This window comes from Couchioplanes caeruleus (assembly GCF_003751945.1).
Lineage (GTDB): Bacteria > Actinomycetota > Actinomycetes > Mycobacteriales > Micromonosporaceae > Actinoplanes > Actinoplanes caeruleus.
The window spans coordinates 709,717-729,181 of the sequence record NZ_RJKL01000001.1 but is presented as its reverse complement, the minus strand read 5'-3'; the positions used below and the strand labels follow the sequence as shown (position 1 = coordinate 729,181).

Sequence of the window (19,465 nt, the reverse complement as noted above, 5' to 3'; positions counted from 1 at the left end):
CGACCCGAGGGCGACCCAGCGGCCGTGAGCGCTGATGGCCGGGTTCGGCGAGTCGCGGTCGCCCGACTTGCCGCTCGGACCCGTCGAGATCGTCCCGCCGAGTCGGTCGGCACGGCCACAGTGGCGGGTCTTCGATTTGCGAGAGCAGTCCCGCGACGTTGCGTGCAGAGGTAGCGATCGACCCCTGCCCGTCGCCCGCCGCGGGCATAGGGGGTTCGCCTATAAGTTCCGGCGAACCGAAACGGCGGAGCCGGCCGCGCGTGGACGATCGCGCTCCGGCTGATGGCTCCGGCTGTCGGGGGGCTGACCAGCGCTTCTGCGCGGCGGCCATGGTGCCGGGCAGCGCCCGGGCGGTACATCGATCTGTCCACCTTGATTCGATTCGCAGCTTATCGCCGACGGTTTGCAGGTCTTGCGCCACCGCGGCCACTCTGCCAAATTGCGCCTGATCATCGATGTACCGGAGGAATCATGAGGATCGGCCGTCTCGGCACTTTCGCGTTGACCACAGGCGTCGCCATCGCTGGAGGTATATCCCTCTCCGCGCCGGCGGCGGCCGCAGCCGGCCCGGAGGTGCCCGTGTTCGCGGTCTTCGCGAGCACCAAACCCGTGGCGGCAAAGGACCTTCCCGCCGACTGCTCGGGTGTCGCGGCACCCAAGGCCGGATTCGAGACCTGGAAGTTCGACACCGCGCAGAACGGCAAGTTCAAGACCTTCGGCGCCTCGTTCGTGAAGGCCACCGACATCACGAAGGTGGCGGCGGCGGGCTGGGGCATCGACCCGACGACACCCGGCAAGGTCATCTTCACCGGCGACCTCGGCGCGCTCCCCGCCGAACTGGCGCTCAACGGTGCCATGACGCTCACCTTCGGCGCCGACCGTGACGCCGTCGCGCTGACCCTCCCGACCGGTTGGAAGCTGGCCGGAGCGAACTCCGCTCTCGACAACCGCAACCTCGCCGACGGCGAGAGCATCGAGGACGCCGTCAAGCCGATCGCGCTGAAGATCACGGGCGTGTGCGTGGCCCCGACGGGTACGAACCCCGGCACGGGCACGGGCACCAACCCGGGCACGGGCACCAACCCCGGCACGGGTACGGGCACCGACGCGGGTACGGGCACCGACGCGGGTACGGGCACCAACCCCGGCACGGGTACGGGCACCAACCCGGGCACGGGTACGGGCACGAACCCGGGCACGGGCACGAACCCGGGCACGGGCACCAACCCGGATACCGGAACGAACCCCGGCACCGGGACCAACCCGGGCACCGGAACAAACCCGGGCACGGACACCGGCACGGCGCCCGGCCCTGGCGCTACCACTCCGACCACGGGCGGCGAGACGACCGACACGGACACCGCCCCGGTCTCGAACACCACGGGCGGAGATGACGACCAGGGGACCGGCCTGCCGCTCACCGGCCCCGGCATCGCCCTGTACATCGTCGCCGGCCTGGCGTTGATCGGCGCGGGCATCGCCAGCCTCGTGCTGGTGCGTCGCCGGCGTGCCACCACCGTCATCTGATCTCGACGACGTCCGCGAGGCGGCCCGGCCGGGCCGCCCCGTCGGGCAGCCCCCGGCCGGATTACCCCGATCGGGTACGGCCGGTGCCGGATTGGTCGCTCCGGGCGGGACTGAAGAAATTCGGTGTAACTCCTGATTAAGGGAGACACCCTGATCTGTACCTGTGGTTCTGCGGCGACTGATCGAGACACCTGGTCACGAGGCAAGGGCGCGTCCAGGGTGGCTTCCCGGAAAGTGCGCCAGATCCGAGAACGGGAGCCAGATGTTCGTCACTCTCGGGTTCTGTCCCGTGAAGAGTGATTGATCTTCAGATCAACGGGCAAGCAAGCTCGCTTCGCTTCGAACAGTCCTTCGCTTACGCATATCGAGGACCGCGGGTGCCCCGCGGGTTTGTCTGTGCTAGTAGAGGACGATCAGGCGGGCGCGTGCTTGGTGACGTGTACGAGAAATGGATCCAGTCCTACCTCTGCCCGCCGCTCATCCATGCGCTCCGGGTCTTCGCATGGCCACGGCACCGGTGCGCCGTCAACGACGCCGGCGATCTGGGTGCCGTAGATCTGTCGTCGTCCCTCGTTGACCATGACTCGGTCCCGGAGCATCGCAAGATGCTGCGGGTCTGCGTCACCCGCTTCCACGGCTTGGGTCATCAGCGTCAGTGCTTTTCGTTGCAGGTCCAGCTGCCCGTCGGCGTGCTGGGCCACCAACCAGGCCCGGCGCGCCGCCTCGACACCGACTGAACTGATCGTCGGCCATCCGTGGTTGTCCAGGATCTTGGCCAGCCGATCGCCGTTGTGGACGGTGACGCGGCGATGCGCCAGTTGCGCGGTGAAGTCGTCGCTGAGGGCGCCGCTTTGCAGCTTCCGGTCCTGCTCCGTCATATCGATCAATTCCTGGGCCAGTGCGTCATCAGTCATGGCGGGGACACTAATACCTCATTCAAGCCCGACGATGCGACCCCGCTATGGGATTGACATACATCGATGGTGCAGAATTGGTATAGAGCCGATTGAGGCAGTGCCGACGAGTGTGTCGACCGCGGTGCTGACGCCCGATCGTCCACAGGTGCTGCCCGCTTCTAGGAGGCGAGCAGAACCCGTTTGCGGAGTAGGTCGAAGCCAGCTCGGCCGTCAGGCATAGTTCCACCCGCCGCCCCGCAACTGGCAGATCAGCCAGCCGACGCTGATACCGCGGGTGCACTCGTCCCGACGCCACCGAGCACGCTGGGCAGATTTGCTCGGCGCTGCGGGCTGCTGCATGAAGAACGACGCCAATGCTGGTCTTGGCGACTTCATTGACCTCTACGCCGGCAAGATGCGGCAGCAGCTTGCCGATGACCTCATCGCACCATCCACCCGACGATCGATCACGGAAATCATCGATCACTCTTCGCGGGACAGAACACACTCTGGTTCTGTCCCGTGAAGAGTGATCGATGGGGCCGGGTTGCAGGAGCAAGGCGCTGTCAGGCTTTGGACAGGGCGGCCTGGATCGCGGGGCTCGGTGGCGAGGTGACCGCTGGTGGCCGCTGTCGTACGGCGTCCCAAGCGGCCTTGCCGCTGGCGAAGTAGTCGCGCACCGATTTCTCCGCGAGCAGCGCCATACCGCAGCCGTCGCATCTTGCCGGGACGCCGTCCGCGTCGAGGCCCACGCTGCGGCAGAGCGTCACCGCGCGCGACAGGTGGTAGGACTGGGTGACGACGAGTGCGCGCCGCACCCCGTACACGTCATGTGCCCGGACGCAGGAGTCGTAGGTGTCCAGTCCGTCGGGGTCGGCCACCACGCGCGCCGGGTCCACCCCGAGTCGCCCGGTCAGGTACGCCGTCATCGCGGCCGGTTCGTCGCCGGAATCGCCGCTACCGTCGCCGGAGACGAGCACCACCCGTGCCCGGCCCGCCGTGACCAGTTCGGCGGCGGTCTGTAGGCGCCCGGCCAGTCGTGCCTCCGGCTGCCCGCCGGCGCCGACCGTCGTTCCCAGCACGATGACCACCTCGGCGGCCGGCGCGTCGGCCACATCATGGATGTGACCGGCGGCTGCCGTCGTCGTCCAGATCCAGGGCACACTGACCAGTAGCACCAGCACCACACCGGTAGCCGCGAGCCGGCGCGGCCGCCGCCATCTGGTCAGCTTCGAGCTCATCGGCTCAGCGTAGGCGTACCCGTCACCCCGCCGGTCAGGCCGTTTGACAGAACGCTCGACAATCCTGGCTGGTTGCTGAAGGTGGACTTGCAGGCAACTGCAATGGACGGCCTGACGTTCTCCAAGCAGGAAGTCCATCGGAGCGAGCACGACTGGCTCGTTGCCCGCGTGGTCGACAAACGCTTCGAGGTCGCCTGCGGACCACTCAATCTCAGTGAAGCCATCCACCAGTTCCGGCTCTGGGCTGCCGACGAAGATCGACGTAGCTCCTGACCAACGTCCCAGTCGAACGTCCGCTCGTGCCACGGGGCACGTGCGGCGGCCTTCCGGTCGTCATCATGGTCTGCGGCGGAGCTTGGCCAGACTGCAGCAGGTGGCCCGCGATGTCCCGGCAAAGCTGTTTGGCTGTTCGGGGCTGGGATACCGGTGAGAATTGTGGCGTGGACTGCGCTGACGGCGATTGCGAGCACGACTGGCACTACGCTTCGGCACGCAGCACGCTCGGGGCGTTGGAACGGGGCCGGGGGATCGTCGCCGCCCGGCTTCGTGACCGGCCGGAAGATGCAGGGCTGGTATACGAGTGCATCGGTCGTGACACCCGATGGAATCACTTCCTCGACAGCCGTGAGGTGTATCTGGCGCGGCTGGTCCGCGAGCTGCGCCTCGATCTGGCTCCCGTGGTCGCGCAGCTGCGTGCCTGCGGCCCCTTGCCGCCCCTGTCGGAGCCGTTCGACCCCGATAGCGATGCGGACATGTTCGATCCTCCTGCCGGGGTCCTGGCGGTGCTGGCGCTCGGCGGTGACGAACAGGCCCGCGAAACGCTACGCGACTACGTCCGCAGCGGCGCCCGCTGGACTGATGCCCTGACCATCATCGCCCGGTGGTGGCCCGTGGCCTGGTGGGACGACCTATGGCGCCAGGCGGCCGCGCGCGCCGGCACCGTTGAAGCGACCGAGTTCTGGCCGGCCGAGCAACCCTGGCGACGCTGGCACGGCCGGGATCGGAGACTCGACGCAGCCTTCGACGCCTCTGTCCGCGAGCGTCCGGTCGCCGCTGTTGCTCCTCGCGGGAATCTGGCGGCGTACTCCGAGGCGCGGCTTCTCAACTTCCTGCTGGACGTCAGCACCGACAGCGGCACCCTCAACCTCACGCTCGGGACCGCTCGGCATCAGGGACGTCAGCTCCAGGAACTGCTGAACCTCGCGGAACGACTCGGACCCCCAGGCCTGACAGGCATGTTCAGCGTCCTCCTTGAACTCGGCCCGCAAATGGCAGCGATCCTCCATATTCGTACGACCGAAACCGGGCGCCTGCCCCTCCGAACGTTTCCGGATGTATCCGCCGGCCGGAAGATTGCGATGCTGTCGGACGCACTCGAGCGACTCGACCGCGACAAGGACGGGGACTGGTGCGGCTACGACCTACTCACCGAGCAACTCGCTCAGACCCTCGCCGGCACACCACCGACGGCCCATCGCGACGCAAAGGACAGACTCGTACGCCGGCTGATCCATCTGACCGCCTGCTCACCACACACCTACGAACGCGCCAGCTACCTCCGCAGCCTGATCCTCATGGATCCGGAGGGTGCTGCGGAGCATCTGCCCATCTTCCTGCTCGACTGCGAAGCTGACGTGCGTCTGCTCGCTGTCCGGCACGCCGCGCTTACCGACGACTCCCGGCGCCGGCTCGTCGAACTCCGTGACGACCCCGTTGAGCATTCCCATATCAAAGCCGCCGCGACCGAACGACTTCAAACCCCTTGACCATCCACCAGGAAAGATGCTGGAAGCGCACACTGACTCCGGTCGTTGCTCACGCGGCGCCTGACCGTCGCTAAAAGCGGCTGCCGTCGATAACGCAGCGGGCTGGTTTCCCGCCGATTCAGCGGGACGGCGCCGCACCCGCGGCGGCGAGGGCCGCGGCGAGCTGGGTGGACCAGGCGCGGACCACGCGGGCGCGGCGGTGCGAGTCGTCGGTCAGGACGTCGGCGAGGGCCAGGCCCCGCGCCAGGTCCAGGGTCGCCTGGATGAGGCCGCGCATCTCCGGGTCGGAGTCGTTCACCCGGAGCAGGCGTACGGCCCGCCGGTGCACCCCGCGGGCGAAGCGGCGCTCCAGGGGCACCACCGCCGACCGCAGCTCGGGGTCGGCGGCCGCCACGGTCCACACCTGGAGCGCGGCGCGGAAGAGTTCGCCGCCGATGGCCTCGACCAGGCCGGTCACCACCGTGTGGATCCGGTCCGGGCCGGACTCCGGATCGGGCAGGGCGTCGAGCAGGGCCGCCCGCTCCTCGAACATGTGTTCCAGCGCGCCGAGGATGAGGGCTTCACGCGTACGGAAATGGTGCTGCACTGCCCCCCGGCTGATGCCGGCCTCGGCGGCGATGAAGCCGACGGTCGAGACCTCCCAGCCGTGCTCGGCCAGGCACCGGATGGTCGTCTCCAGCAGGCGCTGGCGGGTCGCCCGGGAGCGCTCCTGTTTGGGATCAGTCATCCGGGCCCGCCACCACGGCCAGGGTGGTGCCCTGGCCGACCTGCTGGCCGACGGTGACCGGCAGGTCCGTCACGGTGCCGTCCGCCGGGGCCCGCACCACGTGTTCCATCTTCATGGCCTCCAGCCACAGCAGCGGTTGATCGGCCACGACCGTATCGCCCTTCTTCACCTCCACCCGCACCACGGTGCCGGGCATCGGCGCGGTCAGTGCGCCTGCCGGGAGTCGCGCCGACGGGTCGGTGAAGCGCGGTACGCGGCGCAGCTCCACCGTTCCCCGGGGGCCGTCGACCACCACGTGGTCGTCGAACCGGCCCACCGTCCAGGTCCGGCGGACGCCGTCGACGTCCAGGACGACCGTCCCGGCACCGGCCTCGACCAGGGCGAGCCCGCTCATGCCGGCGACCTCCAGGCCGTCGCGGCCGAAGCGGTAGCGGACCTCGATCTCCCGGTCGCCGGCGGCGTACGTGCGGCTGCGGTAGCCGACCGGGATGTTGCGGAACCCGCTGGTGACGCCGCGCAGCAGCGGGCCTCGCCCGGCTGCGGCGTCGGACAGGGCCGCGACCACGGCGCCGAGGGCCGGGTCGAGCCCGGCTCCGGCGGTGAGTGACGCCGGCGGGTGAGTGACGTAGAAGCTCGTGTCGGCGGTGCCCGCCAGGAAGACCGGGTGGAGCAGGCTGGCGACCAGCAGGTCACGGTTGGTGGTGACGCCGTGGATGCGGGTACGGCGCAAGGCGGCGGCGAGCTGGCGGGCCGCGGCGTCCCGGGTGGGCGCGTACGCGACGACCTTCGCGAGCATGGCGTCGTAGTGCGTGCCGACGACGCTGCCGTCCTCGACGCCGGAGTCGAGACGGATACCGTCCGCCGCGGTACGCCCGAAGCGGGCCGTGACGCCGGGCACGTCGAAGGTGGCCACGGTGCCGGTCTGCGGGCGCCAGTCGTCGACGGGGCTTTCCGCGTACAGGCGGGCCTCGATGGCGTGCCCGGTCATGGCCGGTTCCGGACCGCGCAGCGTGAGCCCGGCGGCGATGTCGAGCTGGAGGCCCACCAGGTCGGTGCCGGTGACGCACTCGGTGACCGGGTGTTCGACCTGCAGGCGGGTGTTCATCTCGAGGAACCAGAAGTCGCCGTGCTCGTCGGCGAGGAACTCGACGGTGCCGGCGCCGCGGTAGCCGACGGCCGCCGCCGCGTCGCGCCCGGCGGCGAGCAGGCGCTTGCGCAGGTCGCCGCCGAGGCGGTCGACGAGCGGCGAGGGCGCCTCCTCGATCACCTTCTGGTGGCGGCGCTGCAGCGAGCACTCGCGTTCGCCCAGCGCCCAGACCGCGCCGTGGGCGTCGGCCATGATCTGCACCTCGACGTGGTGGCCGGCGTCGAGATACCGCTCGCAGAAGACGGTGGGATCGCCGAACGCGGCGCCGGCCTCCCGGGAGGCGGAAGCCACGGCGCCGGGCAGTTCGGCGAGCGTCCGCACGATCCGCATGCCCCGCCCGCCGCCGCCGGCCGACGCCTTGACCAGCACCGGCAGGTCCGCCTCGGTGATGGCGTCCGGCTCGAGCAGGCCCAGCACGGGTACGCCGGCGTCGGCCATCCGCCGCTTCGAGGCGACCTTCGAGCCCATCACCTCGATCGTGTCGGGGTCGGGGCCGATCCAGGTGAGGCCGGCCTCGATGACCGCCCGGGCGAAGCCGGCGTTCTCGGCGAGGAAGCCGTACCCGGGGTGGACGGCGTCGGCGCCGGCGCGCCGGGCCGCCTCGATGATCAGGTCGCCGCGCAGGTAGGTCTCGGCCGGCGTGGAGCCGGGCAGACGGACCGCGCTGTCGGCCTCGCGCACGTGCGGGCTGCCGGCGTCGGCGTCGGAGAAGACGGCCACGGTGGCCAGGCCGCGCCGGCGGCAGGTGGCGAAGACCCGGCGGGCGATCTCGCCGCGGTTGGCGACCAGTACGCTCGTGATCGTCATCGTCGGCCTCACATCCGTCATCGTCGGCCTCACATCCGTCATCGTGGCCTCACATCCGGAAGACGCCGAAGGTGCCGGTGCCCTCGACCGGCGCGGTGTGGATCGCGGAGAGGGCGACGCCGAGGACGTCGCGGGTGTCCCGCGGGTCGATGATGCCGTCGTCGTAGACGAGCCCGGACAGGACGGCGGGCATGGCCTCCGCGGAGATCTGCTGCTCGATCATGTGCCGGACCACCTGCGCGCCTTCCTCGTCGAAGGGCTTGCCCTGGGCCAGCGCGGACGCCCGGGACACCATGTAGGTGACGTCGGCGAGCTGCTGGGCGCCCATCACCGCGGAGCGGGCGCTCGGCCAGGCGAAGACGAACCGGGGGTCGTACGCGCGGCCGCACATGCCGTAGTGGCCGGCGCCGTACGAGTTTCCGATGAGCAGGGAGATGTGCGGGACGGCCGAGTTCGACACGGCGTTGATCATCATGGCGCCGTGCTTGATGATGCCGCCCTGCTCGTACTCCTTGCCGACCATGTAGCCGGTCGTGTTGTGCAGGAACAGCAGGGGAGTGCGCGACTGGTTGGCGAGCTGGATGAACTGGGCCGCCTTCTGCGCCTCGGCGCTGAACAGCACGCCGCGGGCGTTGGCCAGGATGCCGACCGGGTAGCCGTGCAGTTGCGCCCAGCCGGTCACCAGCGAGTCGCCGTACCGGGGCTTGACCTCGTCGAAGTCGCTGTCGTCGACGATCCGGGCGATGACCTCGCGCGGGTCGAACGGCGACTTCGGGTCGGGCGGCACGATCGACAGCAGGTCCTCGGCGGCGTACCGGGGGGCCCTCGGCGTGGCCGTCACCGGGCCGGAGGCCTTGCGCCAGTTCAGGCGGGCGACGATCCGCCGCCCGATCCGGATGGCGTCCTGCTCGTCGACGGCGTAGTGGTCGGCGAGGCCGGAGACGCGGGCGTGCATGTCGGCGCCGCCGAGCGACTCGTCGTCGGACTCCTCGCCGGTGGCGGCCTTGACCAGCGGCGGGCCGGCGAGGAACACCTTGGACCGTTGCTCGATCATCACCACGTGGTCGCTCATGCCGGGCAGGTAGGCGCCGCCGGCCGTGGAGTTGCCGAACACCAGCGCGATCGTCGGGATGCCCTGGGCGGAGAGCCGGGTGAGGTTGCGGAAGACCGCACCGCCGGGGATGAAGACCTCCTTCTGGGTGGGCAGGTCCGCGCCCCCGGACTCGACCAGCGCGATGACCGGCAGCCGGTTCTGCTCCGCGATCTCGTGCATCCGCAGCGTCTTGCGCAGCGACCACGGGTTGCTGGCGCCGCCCTTGACCGTGGGATCGTTGGCGATCAGCAGGCACTCCACGCCGCTGACCACGCCGATTCCGGCGACGACGCTGCCGCCGACGGTGAACGGCGACCCGTAACCCGCCAGCGCGGCCAGCTCCAGGAACGGCGCGTCCTCGTCGAGCAGCAGCTCGATCCGTTCGCGGGCGGTGAGCTTGCCCCGGGCGTGATGCCGGGCGACCGCCTTCTCGCCGCCGCCGGCCACCGCCTTGGCGGTCTCGGCCGCGATCTCCTCGAGCGAGGCGAGCATCGCCTTCCGGGCGGCCTGCGCATCCTCGGCGGCGGTGTCCAGGGTGGATCGCAGAACCGTCACCGGGCCTCCTCGGGGAGCAGCGACTCGGGAATGTCCACATGCCGCGACCGCAGCCACTCGCCGAGGCCCTTGGCCTGCGGGTCGAACCGGGCGTGATAGGCCACGCCCAGGCCGAGCAGCCCCTCGACGACGATGTTCACGGCCCGGATCGCCGGCAGCCGGGTGATGCGCACCGGCAGCTCCGCGGCCTCCGGCAGCAGCTCGCGGACGGCACTCTCGGTGATCAGAGAGACCAGCCACGGGTACGCGGCGTCGTCGCGCACCCACAGGCCCACGTTGGCGTCGCCGCCCTTGTCGCCCGAGCGCGCCCCGGCCAGCGTGCCCAGCGGCAGCCGACGGACCGGGCCCGCAGGTGCAGGCGCCGGCTCGGGGGCGGGGCCGGGATGCGGTGCCAGGGCCTGGGTCAGCGGCGGCGGATCGATCGGCACGACGCCGCCGTCGTCCAGGACGACCTCGTGCCGCGCCTCGGCCTGAGGGACGAAACCGGCGGTGAAGACACCGTACGGGTGGGCGCGGCCGGGCGGTGTCGTGCTGAAGAAGCCCGGGTACGACCCCAGCGCGAGCTCGACGGCGGCACTGGTGAACGCCCGTCCCGCGATCTTCTCGTCGGGGTCGCGGGCGACCACGGTCAGCAGGGCGGACGCCTGCTGCTGGGTCGGCGCGTCGGCGGTGTCGAGCCGCGCCAGGTTCCAGGTCAGCTCGGCCGGGGCCGCGCCGCGTGCGGCAGCCTCGAACTGGCGGCGGAACAGCGCGGCCTTGGCCTCGACGTCGAGGCCGGTCAGCACCACGGTCAGCTCGTTGCGGTAGCCGCCGATCGAGGTGCAGCAGACCTTGACCTCGGGCGGTGGGGGCTCACCCCGTACGCCGGTGATCTCGACCCGGTCCGGACCGTGTGCGCGCAACGCCACGGTGTCGAGGCGGGTGGTGACGTCGGGGCCGGCGTAGCGCGCGTCGCCCACCTCGTACACGAGCTGGGCCGTGACCGTGCCGACGGTGACCGCGCCGCCGGTGCCGGAGTGCTTGGTGATGACGCTGGAGCCGTCCCGGCGGATCTCGGCGATCGGGAATCCCGGGTGGCCCAGGTCCTCGATCTCGGTGAAGAACGGGTAGTTGCCGCCGGTGGCCTGGGTGCCGCACTCGATGACGTGGCCGGCCACCGTGGCCCCGGCGAGCGCGTCGAGGTCGGTGCGCTCCCAGCCGAAGTGGGCGATCGCCGGCCCGACGGCCAGCGAGGCGTCGGTGACCCGCCCGGTGACGACGACGTCGGCGCCCGCCGTGAGGGCCCGGGCTATGCCGAAGGCGCCGAGGTAGGCGTGCGCGCCGAGCGGCTTGCCGAGGCCGAGGTCGTGGGCCCGGGCGGTGAGGTCGTCGCCGCGCACGAGGGCGACGCGGGCGTCCAGGCCGAGGTCGCGGATCGCGGCCACGAGGCCCGGCGGGTTGACGCCGCCGGCGTTGGCGACGATGCGGACGCCCCGGTCGAGCGCCAGCTTCAGGCAGTCCTTCAACTGGGCGAGGAAGGTGCGGGCGTAACCGGCGGCCGGGTCGGCCATCCGGTCGCGGCCCAGGATGAGCATGGTGAGCTCGGCGAGGTAGTCCCCGGTGAGCACGTCCAGCTCACCGCCCTCGAGCATCTCGCGCATCGCCGCGAAGCGGTCGCCGTAGAACCCGGAGCAGTTGCCGACGCGCAGCGTCTGGGCGGCTGTCATGCCGGTGACATTGGCACAGCGAAGAAAAACAAGCAAGCGTGCTTGTTTTCGGCGGGTCGGCTTCGCTAGCGTCGGCTCATGCGCCTGAACGAGGACCACCGCGCCTTCGCCGCCAGCGTCCGCCGCTTCGTCGACACCGAGGTCAACCCGCACGTCGACGCCTGGGAGGCGGCCGGCCGGGTGCCGCTGCACGACCTGTTCCCCAAGGCCGCCGCCCTGGGCCTGCTCGGCCTGGAGTACCCGGTGGAATACGGCGGCGAGGGCGCCGACCACAGCTTCCAGATGGTCGCCGCCGAGGAATACGGCCGGATCCACGCCGGCGGCGTCGGCATGGCCCTGGGCGTCCAAGCGATGATGGCGACGCCCTCGCTGCACGACTACGGGTCCGACGAGCTCAAGCAGCGCTACCTCGCGCCCGCCATCGCCGGCACCGCGGTCGCCTCGATCGCCGTCACCGAGCCCGACACCGGCTCCGACGTCGCCCGCCTACGCACCCGGGCCGTGCGCGACGGCGACGACTGGGTCATCACCGGCCGCAAGTTCTACATCACCAACGGCGCCCAGGCCGACTGGCTCTGCCTGCTCGCCCGTACCTCGGACGAGGGCGGCTACCAGGGCATGTCGCAGATCGTCGTGCCCACCGACACCCCCGGCTTCAGCGTCGCCCGCACCTTCGACAAGCTCGGCCACCGCTGCTCCGACACCGCCGAACTGGTGCTGGAGGAGGTGCGCGTCCCGGTCGCCAACACCATCGGCCGGGTGGGCCGCGGCTTCCAGCAGCAGATGCAGCAGTTCGTCACCGAGCGGATGTTCGCCGCGTACACCGCCGTCGGTGCATGCCAGTACGCCCTCGACCGCACCCGCCAGTTCGTCCACGACCGCACGGTCTTCGGCCGGCCGCTCGCCGACCGGCAGTATGTCGCCTTCCGCCTCACCGAGTTGCAGGCCGAAGTGGACCTGCTGCGCAGCCACAATCTGATCACCTGCGAGGCCCGGATGGCCGGCGAGGACATCACCCGCCTGGCGACGGTCGCCAAGCTCAAGGCGGGCCGGCTGCAGCGCGAGGTCGCCGACTGGTGCCTGCAGTTCCACGGTGGGATGGGCTACCTGGAGGAGACCTGGACGGCCCGCATGCTCCGCGACACCCGGCTGATCTCGATCGGCGCGGGAGCGGACGAGGTGATGCTCCAAGTCCTCGCCCGCCTCGACGGCCTGCCCGCCTAGCTCGATCTTCGACTTGCGGCTGGCAGCATCGATTCCGGCCGATCATCGGGACGGCTCCTGACCGATCATTCCTCTTGGTGCGGAGGCTGCGGTCGTGCTGTTTTTCGTGTCGAGGATCGACTCGCCTCCAGGCCTCAGAAATCGAAAATGCCGCCCGTTGTGCGCTCCATGACGCACTGGTTGGGGAAGGTCTCGCTGTAGCTCGTCGGCGTGCCCCGCCAATATCCGTGCGTAATGGCGGTCACGGGAAGATATTCCAGGGTGCACGGGCCCCGGGTGCCCCGGACGGCGGCGAAGTCACCGCCGGCGGCCTGGAGTTGGGAACAGGCCGCGACCGGGTGTGGATGCGTGCCACCGGCGGGCTCGCAGCGAAGTGTCGCCAGACGGGTGGGCCCGCCGTATTCCGGAACCACCGCGAGGGCGAACGCACTCGCCGATGCGCTTGCGGCGGGACCGGCCTGGGCGGGTGTCGCGGCGGCCAGCCAGGCCGCCGTCGCGGACAGGCATGTCAACGCAATGCCGGTACGCCGGAAAGTGGTCATGAAATCCTCCTGGTGAGGGACGCGGCTAGACGGATCGGTTCCTGATGGTGATCACCCACCCTTTGGGCGATCGCCTTGCCGACGGCCCGTGGGAACCGGCTGACCGTGTCGACCGTGATCCTGTTGCTCATGGCCCCGCTCTGCTTCATGGCTCCGCCTCGTCCATGACGCTGTGCTGACCGCAATCCCACGGCGGTGGCGGCAATCACCATTCGCTCCACAACAATCGCCTACACGCTATGTCGCCGTTTCCGTCCGGTCAATTCCTAGTTCGACGAGCATCGATATGAAATGACAGGGACACAACATTGGCAGATCGTCGACATTTCACGCGGCGAACGGGGAGACGTCCATCCGGGAGGTGCGGCGGGCTGGTGGCGTCCGGCTCCGCATGGGCGCGGCAGCGCGGCGCGACTGGGTGCTCACCGCATTGGGATCATCGCCTTGAGCCACGTATGTTCATGAAGCTTTCACAGCGGCCATCGGCGCGCGGCCGATCTCGACGGTGGGCCGCCCCAGGTGACCTTCGGACCGCCGCGCAGCGGTGGGAAGCGTGGGAGCGCCGGCCTCAGCCGCGGCCGAGTATTCGACGGCAGGCGGCACCACTCGGCGGTGCGCGGTTCTGACACCATCGCGTCGTGCTCGTCTACAAGATCCTCCTTTCCGGTGAGTGGAGCCGGTTCCAGGCCTCGGGAAGCTTCGACGGCTCGCCGTTCGACCGCTCCAGTGGATACATCCACCTGTCCACCCGCGAGCAGGTTGCCGGCACTGCCGAGCGGCGGTTCGCCGACGAGGGCGCGCTCGTCCTGCTGGGTGTCGAGGCAGACGCGTTCGGCGACAAGCTGCGGTGGGAGATGATGCCCAACGGGGGGCCGTACCCGCACCTGTACGACTGCCTGACCCTCGACGATGTCGTGGCGGTGCATCATGCGCCGGATGCGGCCGCGGTCGAGGAGACACTGTCGCAGGCGAAGCCGCCGGCCTAGTGCCGCCGCCGCACCCGGCGATGCTCCGTCCTCAGTGGTGGTGGTGCACCACGGCGTGGCCCTTGCCGCGGGCGATCATCCAGCGGTTGACCGGGAGGGTCAGAGCGAAGGCGACCAGCAGTGAGAATGCCAGGGATACCCGGAAGGTGATGCCGGTCAGGCCCGCCTCCATGCGCCGGGCACGGCGCGCATGACCGCGTTGTCGAGGACCTCCATCACGGCGATCGACACCGTGTCGGCCGCGAGGGCGGTCCTCAGTGCGGTGCGCCGGTCCGCGCCGGCGCGGAGCACGCCGCGCACCGTCAGCGCATAGCCGAAGACGAATGCGAGGGTGACCGCCAGGGCGACGGTGGCGGCGGCGTGCAGGCCGAGGGCCGTGTCGATGACCATGCCCAGCACCTCGCCGATGGCACAGCCGGTGAGGCAGTGCAGCGTGGCCCGGTCGGCGGTCGCCCCGGTGGCATCCGAGGAATGGTTCATGGCTGCCCACGTACCCCGGGGGGTATCTGCGGCAAGTGACGTCAGGCGGCGGCGAGGCAGTTGCGGCCGGCGCGCCTGGCCGCGGAGAGCCGGGCGTCGGCGCGGTCGTAGAGCTCGCGGCCCGTTTCGCCGGAACGCCACGTTGATGTCCTTGAAGCGGTCCACGTCGATCAGCAGCAGGGCGCTGCCGGCGCCGTCTGTCGCGGCCATGCGGCGGTCGAACTGGCGGCGGTCGCCGCGCCCAGCGGCGAGTCATCGCGGCCCTTCCAGGAGCTCAGCAACGCGACGCTCTTGTCGACCCAGGACGGCGGCCTCCTCGGTGCGCTGCACCTGCTCCAGGCGCGGCGCCCATTCCAGAAGGGCGGGTAAGCGTTCGCCGGGCCCGGTGCGCTGCAACCGAAAGGCAACCCCTTCTGCTCCCGAACGGCACCCGAGACGGTCCAGGCTGAGGCACTCAGCACCTGCCCTGGCGAGAAGGCGGCCGAATGACAGCTCAGCAGCGAGCCCGGGCTCCGTTCCCGGCTGCGCTGGCCGGCGCCCGGGCATCGTGGTGGTTTCTGCTCGGCGGCCTCCCGATCCTGCTCGCCGGCGTCTGGCTGCGGCCGGCGGGCCAGCAGGCCGTGTACGTGCTGCTCGACGCCGCCTCCATCACCGCCGTTCTCCTGGGCATCCGGGCACACCGCCCGGTCCGGAAGCTGCCCTGGCAGTTGCTGGCGGCGGGCCTGGCGTGCGGGGCCGTGAGCGATCTGGCGTGGGGCATCGCCTTCCTCGTGGACATGCCGCCGACCGGCGTCTCGATCATCGACGCGGTCTACTACGCGATGTACCTGCTGCTCGCCGCCGCGCTCGCCTCGCTGGCGGCCCGCGGCCGGGGCTCCGCGCTGGTCGGCATGGCCGAGGCCGGGATCGTCGGGTGCACCGCCGCGGTGCTCGCCTGGGTGTTCCTGGTGGACCCGGTCGTCGAGGGCTGGACCGGCACGAACATCGGCTACGGCGCGCTGGCGTACCCGATGCTCGACCTGATCCTGCTGACGATGGCCGTCCGTCTGGCCGTCACCGCCGGCGCGATCACCCACGCCCACCGCATCGTGCTGCTCGCCATCGGCACGCTCATGGTCGCCGACATCGGCTACTTCGTCTGGTACGGCTCCGGCGGCTCCTGGTCCGGCTCGGCCGTCAGCGTCGCCTGCTGGATGCTCTTCAACCTGCTCTGCGGCGCGGCCGCGCTGCACCCCTCGATCGCATCCGGCAACGGCGCGACCGCGATCGGCCGGTACTGGCGCTCGCCGCGACGGATGACCGCCCTGTACGCCGTCGTGGTGCTGATCGGGCCGGCGGTCACCGCGTACTCGGTCTGGCTGGACCACGGCCGAGGCGCGTTCGCCGCCGCCGACGTCATCCTGCCGTTGGGCGCCACCGCCGTCACCGCGGTCCTGCTGGTCGTCCGGCTCTCGCACACCAGCACCCTGGTCAACCGGCGGGCCGCGGACCTGCAGGCCGCGCTGACCGACCAGGCGGCGATGCAGGAGCAGATGACCCACCTGGCGATGCACGACGCCCTGACCGGCCTGCCCAACCGTCTGTACCTGGACCGCCTGATCCAGACGGCGGTCGACGAGGGCCGCCCGGGCTGCCTGCTCATCGTGGACCTGGACGGCTTCCAGCACGTCAACGACAGCTTCGGCCACCCCATCGGCGACGCCCTGCTCTACGAGGTGGCCGGCCGGCTGCGGGAGGAGGTCGCCGGTGCGGCCAAGCTGGCCCGCCTCGGCGGCGACGAGTTCGCGCTGCTGCTGCACGACGGCGACGAGCTGATGGCCGAGGCGCAGGCCCAGGCCGTCCTGACGACGCTGCGGCACCCGGTCGAGGTGCGCGGTCACCGCCTGCACGTCACGGCGAGTATCGGGCTGCGCAACCTCGCCGGCGCCGCGGACAGCACCGAGGTGCTCAGCGACGCCGACCTCGCTCTCTACGCCGCGAAGGCGGCCGGCAAGGACCGGGTGGTCGCGTACGACGTCACGCTGCGCGAGCGCCAGCTCCAACGGATCGACGTGGTGGACCGGTTGCGCACCGCCATCGGCACCGAGGCCATCGTGGTGCACTACCAGCCGATCGTCTCGCTGAGCTCGGGCCAGTTCACCGCCGTGGAGGCGCTGGTGCGCTGGGTGCCGCCCGGCCAGGCCCCGATCGGCCCGGACGACTTCATCCCCGCCGCCGAGGACAGCGGTCTCATCGTGCCACTTGGCGAGCAGGTCCTGCGGCAGGCCTGCCGCGACGCCGCGGCGTGGTACCACGAGTACGGCACCAAGCTGACCGTCAACGTCTCACCCCGCCAGCTCGCCGAGCCCGACTTCGCCTCCCGGGTACGCCGCGCCCTCGGCGACGCCGGCCTGCCCGCGTCCGCGCTGATCCTGGAGATCACCGAGGGAGTGCTCGTCGCGGCCGGCGCGCAGGCCGAGCAGTGCATCGCGCACCTGGGCGACCTGCGCCGCGCCGGGGTGCAGGTGGCGGTGGACGACTTCGGCACCGGCTACTCCTCGCTGGCGTATCTGCGGGACCTGCCCATCGACATCCTGAAGATCGACCGCTCGTTCATGCCGGACGCGGCAACCGGGGACGCGGTCCAGCAGGTGGCGCTCGTCCGTACGATCGTGGATCTGGCGCACACGCTGCGGCTGACCGCGGTCGCCGAGGGCGTCGAGACGGACGAGCAGACCGCGGTGCTGCGTACGCTCGGCTGCGACAAGGGTCAGGGCTTCCACTACGGCCGCCCGGCCTCCGCCGACCGCACCGCGGCCGTCCTCGCGGGCGCGCTCAGCGCCCCCGCCCAGCACTGACCCGCCCCGGCGCTGGTCCTGCGCGACGGGTCTCTCGTTCGTCGCGTTCTGTGCGTCGCGTCTTGTTGGTCGCGTCTTGTTGGTACGTTTCCCTCACCGGCGTGCGGCCGGAGCCGCGAGGTGATCGCCGAACCATCGCGCCGCCTGCTCGGCGACCTGCTCCAGGGTGCCGGGCTCCTCGAACAGGTGGGTCGCGGCCGGGATGATCCGCAGTTCGGCGGCCGCGCGCATCGTGTTGCGGGCCTGCTCGTTGAGCTCGAGGACCCGCGGATCGCGTTCGCCCACGATCAGCAGTGTCGGCGCGGCGACCTGGATGAGCGCCGGTCCCGCCAGATCGGGGCGCCCGCCGCGGGACACCACCGCGTGCACCTGGCCGGGCCGGTCAGCGGCGGCCACCAGCGCGGCTGCCGCGCCGGTGCTCGCACCGAACAGGCCGATCGGCAGCGCCGCCGTCTCGGGCTCTTCCCGGAGCCAGTCGATGATGCCGATCAGCCGGTCGGCGAGCAGACCGACGTCGAATCGCAGATCGGCGGTGTGCAGGTCGACCCGCTCCTCGTCGGCGGTCAGCAGGTCGACCAGCAGGGTCGCCAGCCGGTGCCGGTTCAGCGCCTCGGCGACGGCGCGGTTGCGGGGGCTATGCCGGGAACTGCCGCTGCCGTGGGCGAACAGCACCAGCCCAGCGGGATGCTCGGGCAGGCTGAGGTCCCCGTCGAGGTGGACTCCCGCCGTGCTGATCCGGCTGGCCGTCGTCCAGGTGGTCATGTCCATCCCCTTGTCGTCGTTCGGTCGGACTCCGGAGGGATAGGTCTGAGGCTCGCCTCTGGCGTTGCGCAACTCGTCGCGTACCCGCGTACCGTGCGGACCATTCCTCCAGCCCGGAATCGACCAGGGCGGCGTCGTGAGTCGAGCTCGCGTTGCTCGCCCAGTGGCTGGTGGGCGGCCACCCCGGCGCACCGGCGGTGAGACCCTCCTTTCACCGGCGCGGTCCTGCACGTCGACGCCGGCGGCCGGCCTGAGCGGGCCCGGCCGTCCGCTCGTGCGGCCGGGACCGCGTGGCAGGCTGGAGCCGATGAAGAGCCGATACCGGGCCGTCCCCGCGCCCGCCGGGCTGGGCGTCGCGTGCGGCGGTGTCCCTCGCCCTGTACGCCATGTTGCACCTCGTGCCACCCTCGGCGGACCTGGACTGGAGCCGTCGCACGATCAGTCACTACGCGCTGCTGCCGAACGGCTGGGCCTTCGACGCCGCGACGCTGCTGCTTGCGGCGGGTTCCCTTGCCGTGCTGGTCGCGCTGCGAGGGGCCGGGCTGATCGGGTTGCGAGATGCCGGGCCGGTGCGGCGGGGTGCCGCGCCGGCGCTGCTGGCGTGGGTCGCCGGCCTCGTCGGCGTGGTCTGGTTCGAGAAGCACGCGCAACCATCCCCGGAACCGGGGTCGGTGATCCTCAGGCCCGGGTGTGCGGCTCCTCGGTCAGCACCTCGTGCAGGTTGGTCACTTCGAGCACCATGCGGACCATCGGTCCGGGGTGGCGCAGCGTCAGGGTGATTCCCCGGGCGCTCGCCGCCCGCTGGGCGGCGACCAGCATGCCGAGGCCCGATGAGTCGAGGAACGTCACCGCGCTCATGTCGACGTCGAGGCGGGTGTAGTCGTGGCGGTCGACGACCTGATGCAGCACCTGGCGTAGGACCGCCGCGTTGTCCGCGTCCACGTCGACCTCGGGCACCACGACGATGGTGTCGCCGTCCCGCTGGATGGTGCAGTCGAATGGCATGCCGTCTTCCTCCCGAGGTTCCGGTTCGCGGCTACCCCGTGGGAAGGCAGGTCAAACACGCGAAAGGTCTGAGCGTTGGCCCCATGCGAAGGCGGGCGATTTCAGACCGATTTCGCGTGACTCCTGCGAAAATATGGCGATATACGCCATGGGTCCCACAGCCC

At 70.8% G+C, this 19,465-nt stretch carries 19 protein-coding genes and 1 pseudogene; 8 read left to right on the top strand and 12 right to left on the bottom strand.

The annotated features are described in order from the left end of the window. The first annotated feature begins 471 nt into the window (after positions 1-471). Positions 472-1,527 (top strand): hypothetical protein, encoded by a 1,056-nt coding sequence (locus EDD30_RS39725; protein ID WP_211277698.1) that lies wholly within the window; start codon positions 472-474, stop codon positions 1,525-1,527. A gap of 413 nt (positions 1,528-1,940) precedes the next feature. On the opposite strand, the gene EDD30_RS03445 is transcribed toward EDD30_RS39725, so the two are convergent. Further along, positions 1,941-2,441 carry a DUF6624 domain-containing protein gene (locus EDD30_RS03445; protein WP_071809467.1) on the bottom strand — a complete coding sequence of 167 codons (501 nt, stop codon included), beginning with the start codon at positions 2,439-2,441 and terminating at the stop codon, positions 1,941-1,943. Between the two features lie 22 nt (positions 2,442-2,463). Further along, entirely contained in the window at positions 2,464-2,757 is a 294-nt protein-coding gene (locus EDD30_RS41920; RefSeq protein WP_425321274.1) for a transposase family protein, read from the bottom strand. A 24-nt stretch (positions 2,758-2,781) separates the two neighbouring features. On the opposite strand from EDD30_RS41920, the gene EDD30_RS38700 reads away from it, so the two are divergent. Then, entirely contained in the window at positions 2,782-2,949 is a 168-nt protein-coding gene (locus EDD30_RS38700; RefSeq protein ID WP_170047418.1) for a hypothetical protein, read from the top strand. A 40-nt stretch (positions 2,950-2,989) separates the two neighbouring features. Here EDD30_RS38700 and EDD30_RS03440 read toward each other — a convergent pair whose 3' ends face one another. Next, positions 2,990-3,664 carry a SanA/YdcF family protein gene (locus EDD30_RS03440; protein WP_071806933.1) on the bottom strand — a complete coding sequence of 225 codons (675 nt, stop codon included), beginning with the start codon at positions 3,662-3,664 and terminating at the stop codon, positions 2,990-2,992. Between the two features lie 63 nt (positions 3,665-3,727). On the opposite strand from EDD30_RS03440, the pseudogene EDD30_RS03435 reads away from it, so the two are divergent. After that, positions 3,728-3,937: pseudogene (locus EDD30_RS03435) on the top strand (Imm53 family immunity protein); the annotation flags it as partial. Positions 3,938-4,104: 167 nt separating this feature from the next. After that, the gene (locus EDD30_RS03430; protein WP_071806932.1) at positions 4,105-5,430 is read left to right on the top strand and encodes a hypothetical protein; all 1,326 of its coding nucleotides are present in this window, start codon (positions 4,105-4,107) and stop codon (positions 5,428-5,430) included. Between the two features lie 118 nt (positions 5,431-5,548). Here EDD30_RS03430 and EDD30_RS03425 read toward each other — a convergent pair whose 3' ends face one another. Genes EDD30_RS03425 through EDD30_RS03410 form a run of 4 tightly spaced genes read right to left on the bottom strand, consistent with a single transcriptional unit; the run spans position 5,549 to position 11,465 of the window. Beyond that, positions 5,549-6,157 carry a TetR/AcrR family transcriptional regulator gene (locus EDD30_RS03425; protein ID WP_071806931.1) on the bottom strand — a complete coding sequence of 203 codons (609 nt, stop codon included), beginning with the start codon at positions 6,155-6,157 and terminating at the stop codon, positions 5,549-5,551. Then, a complete protein-coding gene (locus EDD30_RS03420) occupies positions 6,150-8,111 on the bottom strand; it encodes an acetyl/propionyl/methylcrotonyl-CoA carboxylase subunit alpha (RefSeq protein WP_071806930.1) in 1,962 nt (653 codons plus the stop codon). Before EDD30_RS03420 ends, EDD30_RS03425 begins: the two co-directional genes overlap by 8 nt. 49 nt (positions 8,112-8,160) lie before the next feature. Next, positions 8,161-9,759, bottom strand: a complete 1,599-nt coding sequence (locus tag EDD30_RS03415; RefSeq protein ID WP_071806929.1) for an acyl-CoA carboxylase subunit beta — start codon at positions 9,757-9,759, stop codon at positions 8,161-8,163. After that, positions 9,756-11,465, bottom strand: coding sequence for an acyclic terpene utilization AtuA family protein (locus EDD30_RS03410; RefSeq protein ID WP_071806928.1), 1,710 nt, complete (start codon positions 11,463-11,465; stop codon positions 9,756-9,758). Before EDD30_RS03410 ends, EDD30_RS03415 begins: the two co-directional genes overlap by 4 nt. A gap of 78 nt (positions 11,466-11,543) precedes the next feature. Between EDD30_RS03410 and EDD30_RS03405 the strand changes: the two genes are divergently transcribed. Continuing rightward, complete coding sequence (locus tag EDD30_RS03405; protein ID WP_071806927.1) at positions 11,544-12,689, top strand: acyl-CoA dehydrogenase family protein; 1,146 nt, start codon at positions 11,544-11,546, stop codon at positions 12,687-12,689. Between the two features lie 134 nt (positions 12,690-12,823). Here EDD30_RS03405 and EDD30_RS03400 read toward each other — a convergent pair whose 3' ends face one another. Next, complete coding sequence (locus EDD30_RS03400; protein ID WP_123678043.1) at positions 12,824-13,231, bottom strand: SSI family serine proteinase inhibitor; 408 nt, start codon at positions 13,229-13,231, stop codon at positions 12,824-12,826. Positions 13,232-13,869: 638 nt separating this feature from the next. Here EDD30_RS03400 and EDD30_RS03395 point away from each other — a divergent pair. Next, positions 13,870-14,217, top strand: coding sequence for a DUF952 domain-containing protein (locus tag EDD30_RS03395; protein ID WP_071808204.1), 348 nt, complete (start codon positions 13,870-13,872; stop codon positions 14,215-14,217). A 31-nt stretch (positions 14,218-14,248) separates the two neighbouring features. Here EDD30_RS03395 and EDD30_RS40270 read toward each other — a convergent pair whose 3' ends face one another. Both EDD30_RS40270 and EDD30_RS40265 read right to left on the bottom strand, forming a co-directional pair. Next, entirely contained in the window at positions 14,249-14,389 is a 141-nt protein-coding gene (locus EDD30_RS40270; protein ID WP_244945095.1) for a DUF4396 domain-containing protein, read from the bottom strand. Beyond that, positions 14,374-14,907, bottom strand: a complete 534-nt coding sequence (locus tag EDD30_RS40265) for a DUF4396 domain-containing protein (protein ID WP_244945094.1) — start codon at positions 14,905-14,907, stop codon at positions 14,374-14,376. The genes EDD30_RS40270 and EDD30_RS40265 overlap by 16 nt, the downstream gene beginning before the upstream one ends. Before the next feature lie 275 nt (positions 14,908-15,182). Here EDD30_RS40265 and EDD30_RS03380 point away from each other — a divergent pair, with 275 nt between their 5' ends. Further along, positions 15,183-17,534 carry a putative bifunctional diguanylate cyclase/phosphodiesterase gene (locus tag EDD30_RS03380; RefSeq protein ID WP_071808203.1) on the top strand — a complete coding sequence of 784 codons (2,352 nt, stop codon included), beginning with the start codon at positions 15,183-15,185 and terminating at the stop codon, positions 17,532-17,534. Positions 17,535-17,627: 93 nt separating this feature from the next. Here EDD30_RS03380 and EDD30_RS03375 read toward each other — a convergent pair whose 3' ends face one another. After that, entirely contained in the window at positions 17,628-18,296 is a 669-nt protein-coding gene (locus tag EDD30_RS03375) for a dienelactone hydrolase family protein (RefSeq protein WP_123678756.1), read from the bottom strand. 365 nt (positions 18,297-18,661) lie between these two features. On the opposite strand from EDD30_RS03375, the gene EDD30_RS41915 reads away from it, so the two are divergent. Continuing rightward, positions 18,662-19,075 (top strand): DUF998 domain-containing protein, encoded by a 414-nt coding sequence (locus EDD30_RS41915; protein ID WP_071805026.1) that lies wholly within the window; start codon positions 18,662-18,664, stop codon positions 19,073-19,075. Here EDD30_RS41915 and EDD30_RS03365 read toward each other — a convergent pair. Continuing rightward, complete coding sequence (locus tag EDD30_RS03365; RefSeq protein ID WP_071805025.1) at positions 18,975-19,301, bottom strand: STAS domain-containing protein; 327 nt, start codon at positions 19,299-19,301, stop codon at positions 18,975-18,977. The two genes, EDD30_RS41915 and EDD30_RS03365, sit on opposite strands and share 101 nt — an antisense overlap. Between the last annotated feature and the right edge of the window lie 164 nt (positions 19,302-19,465).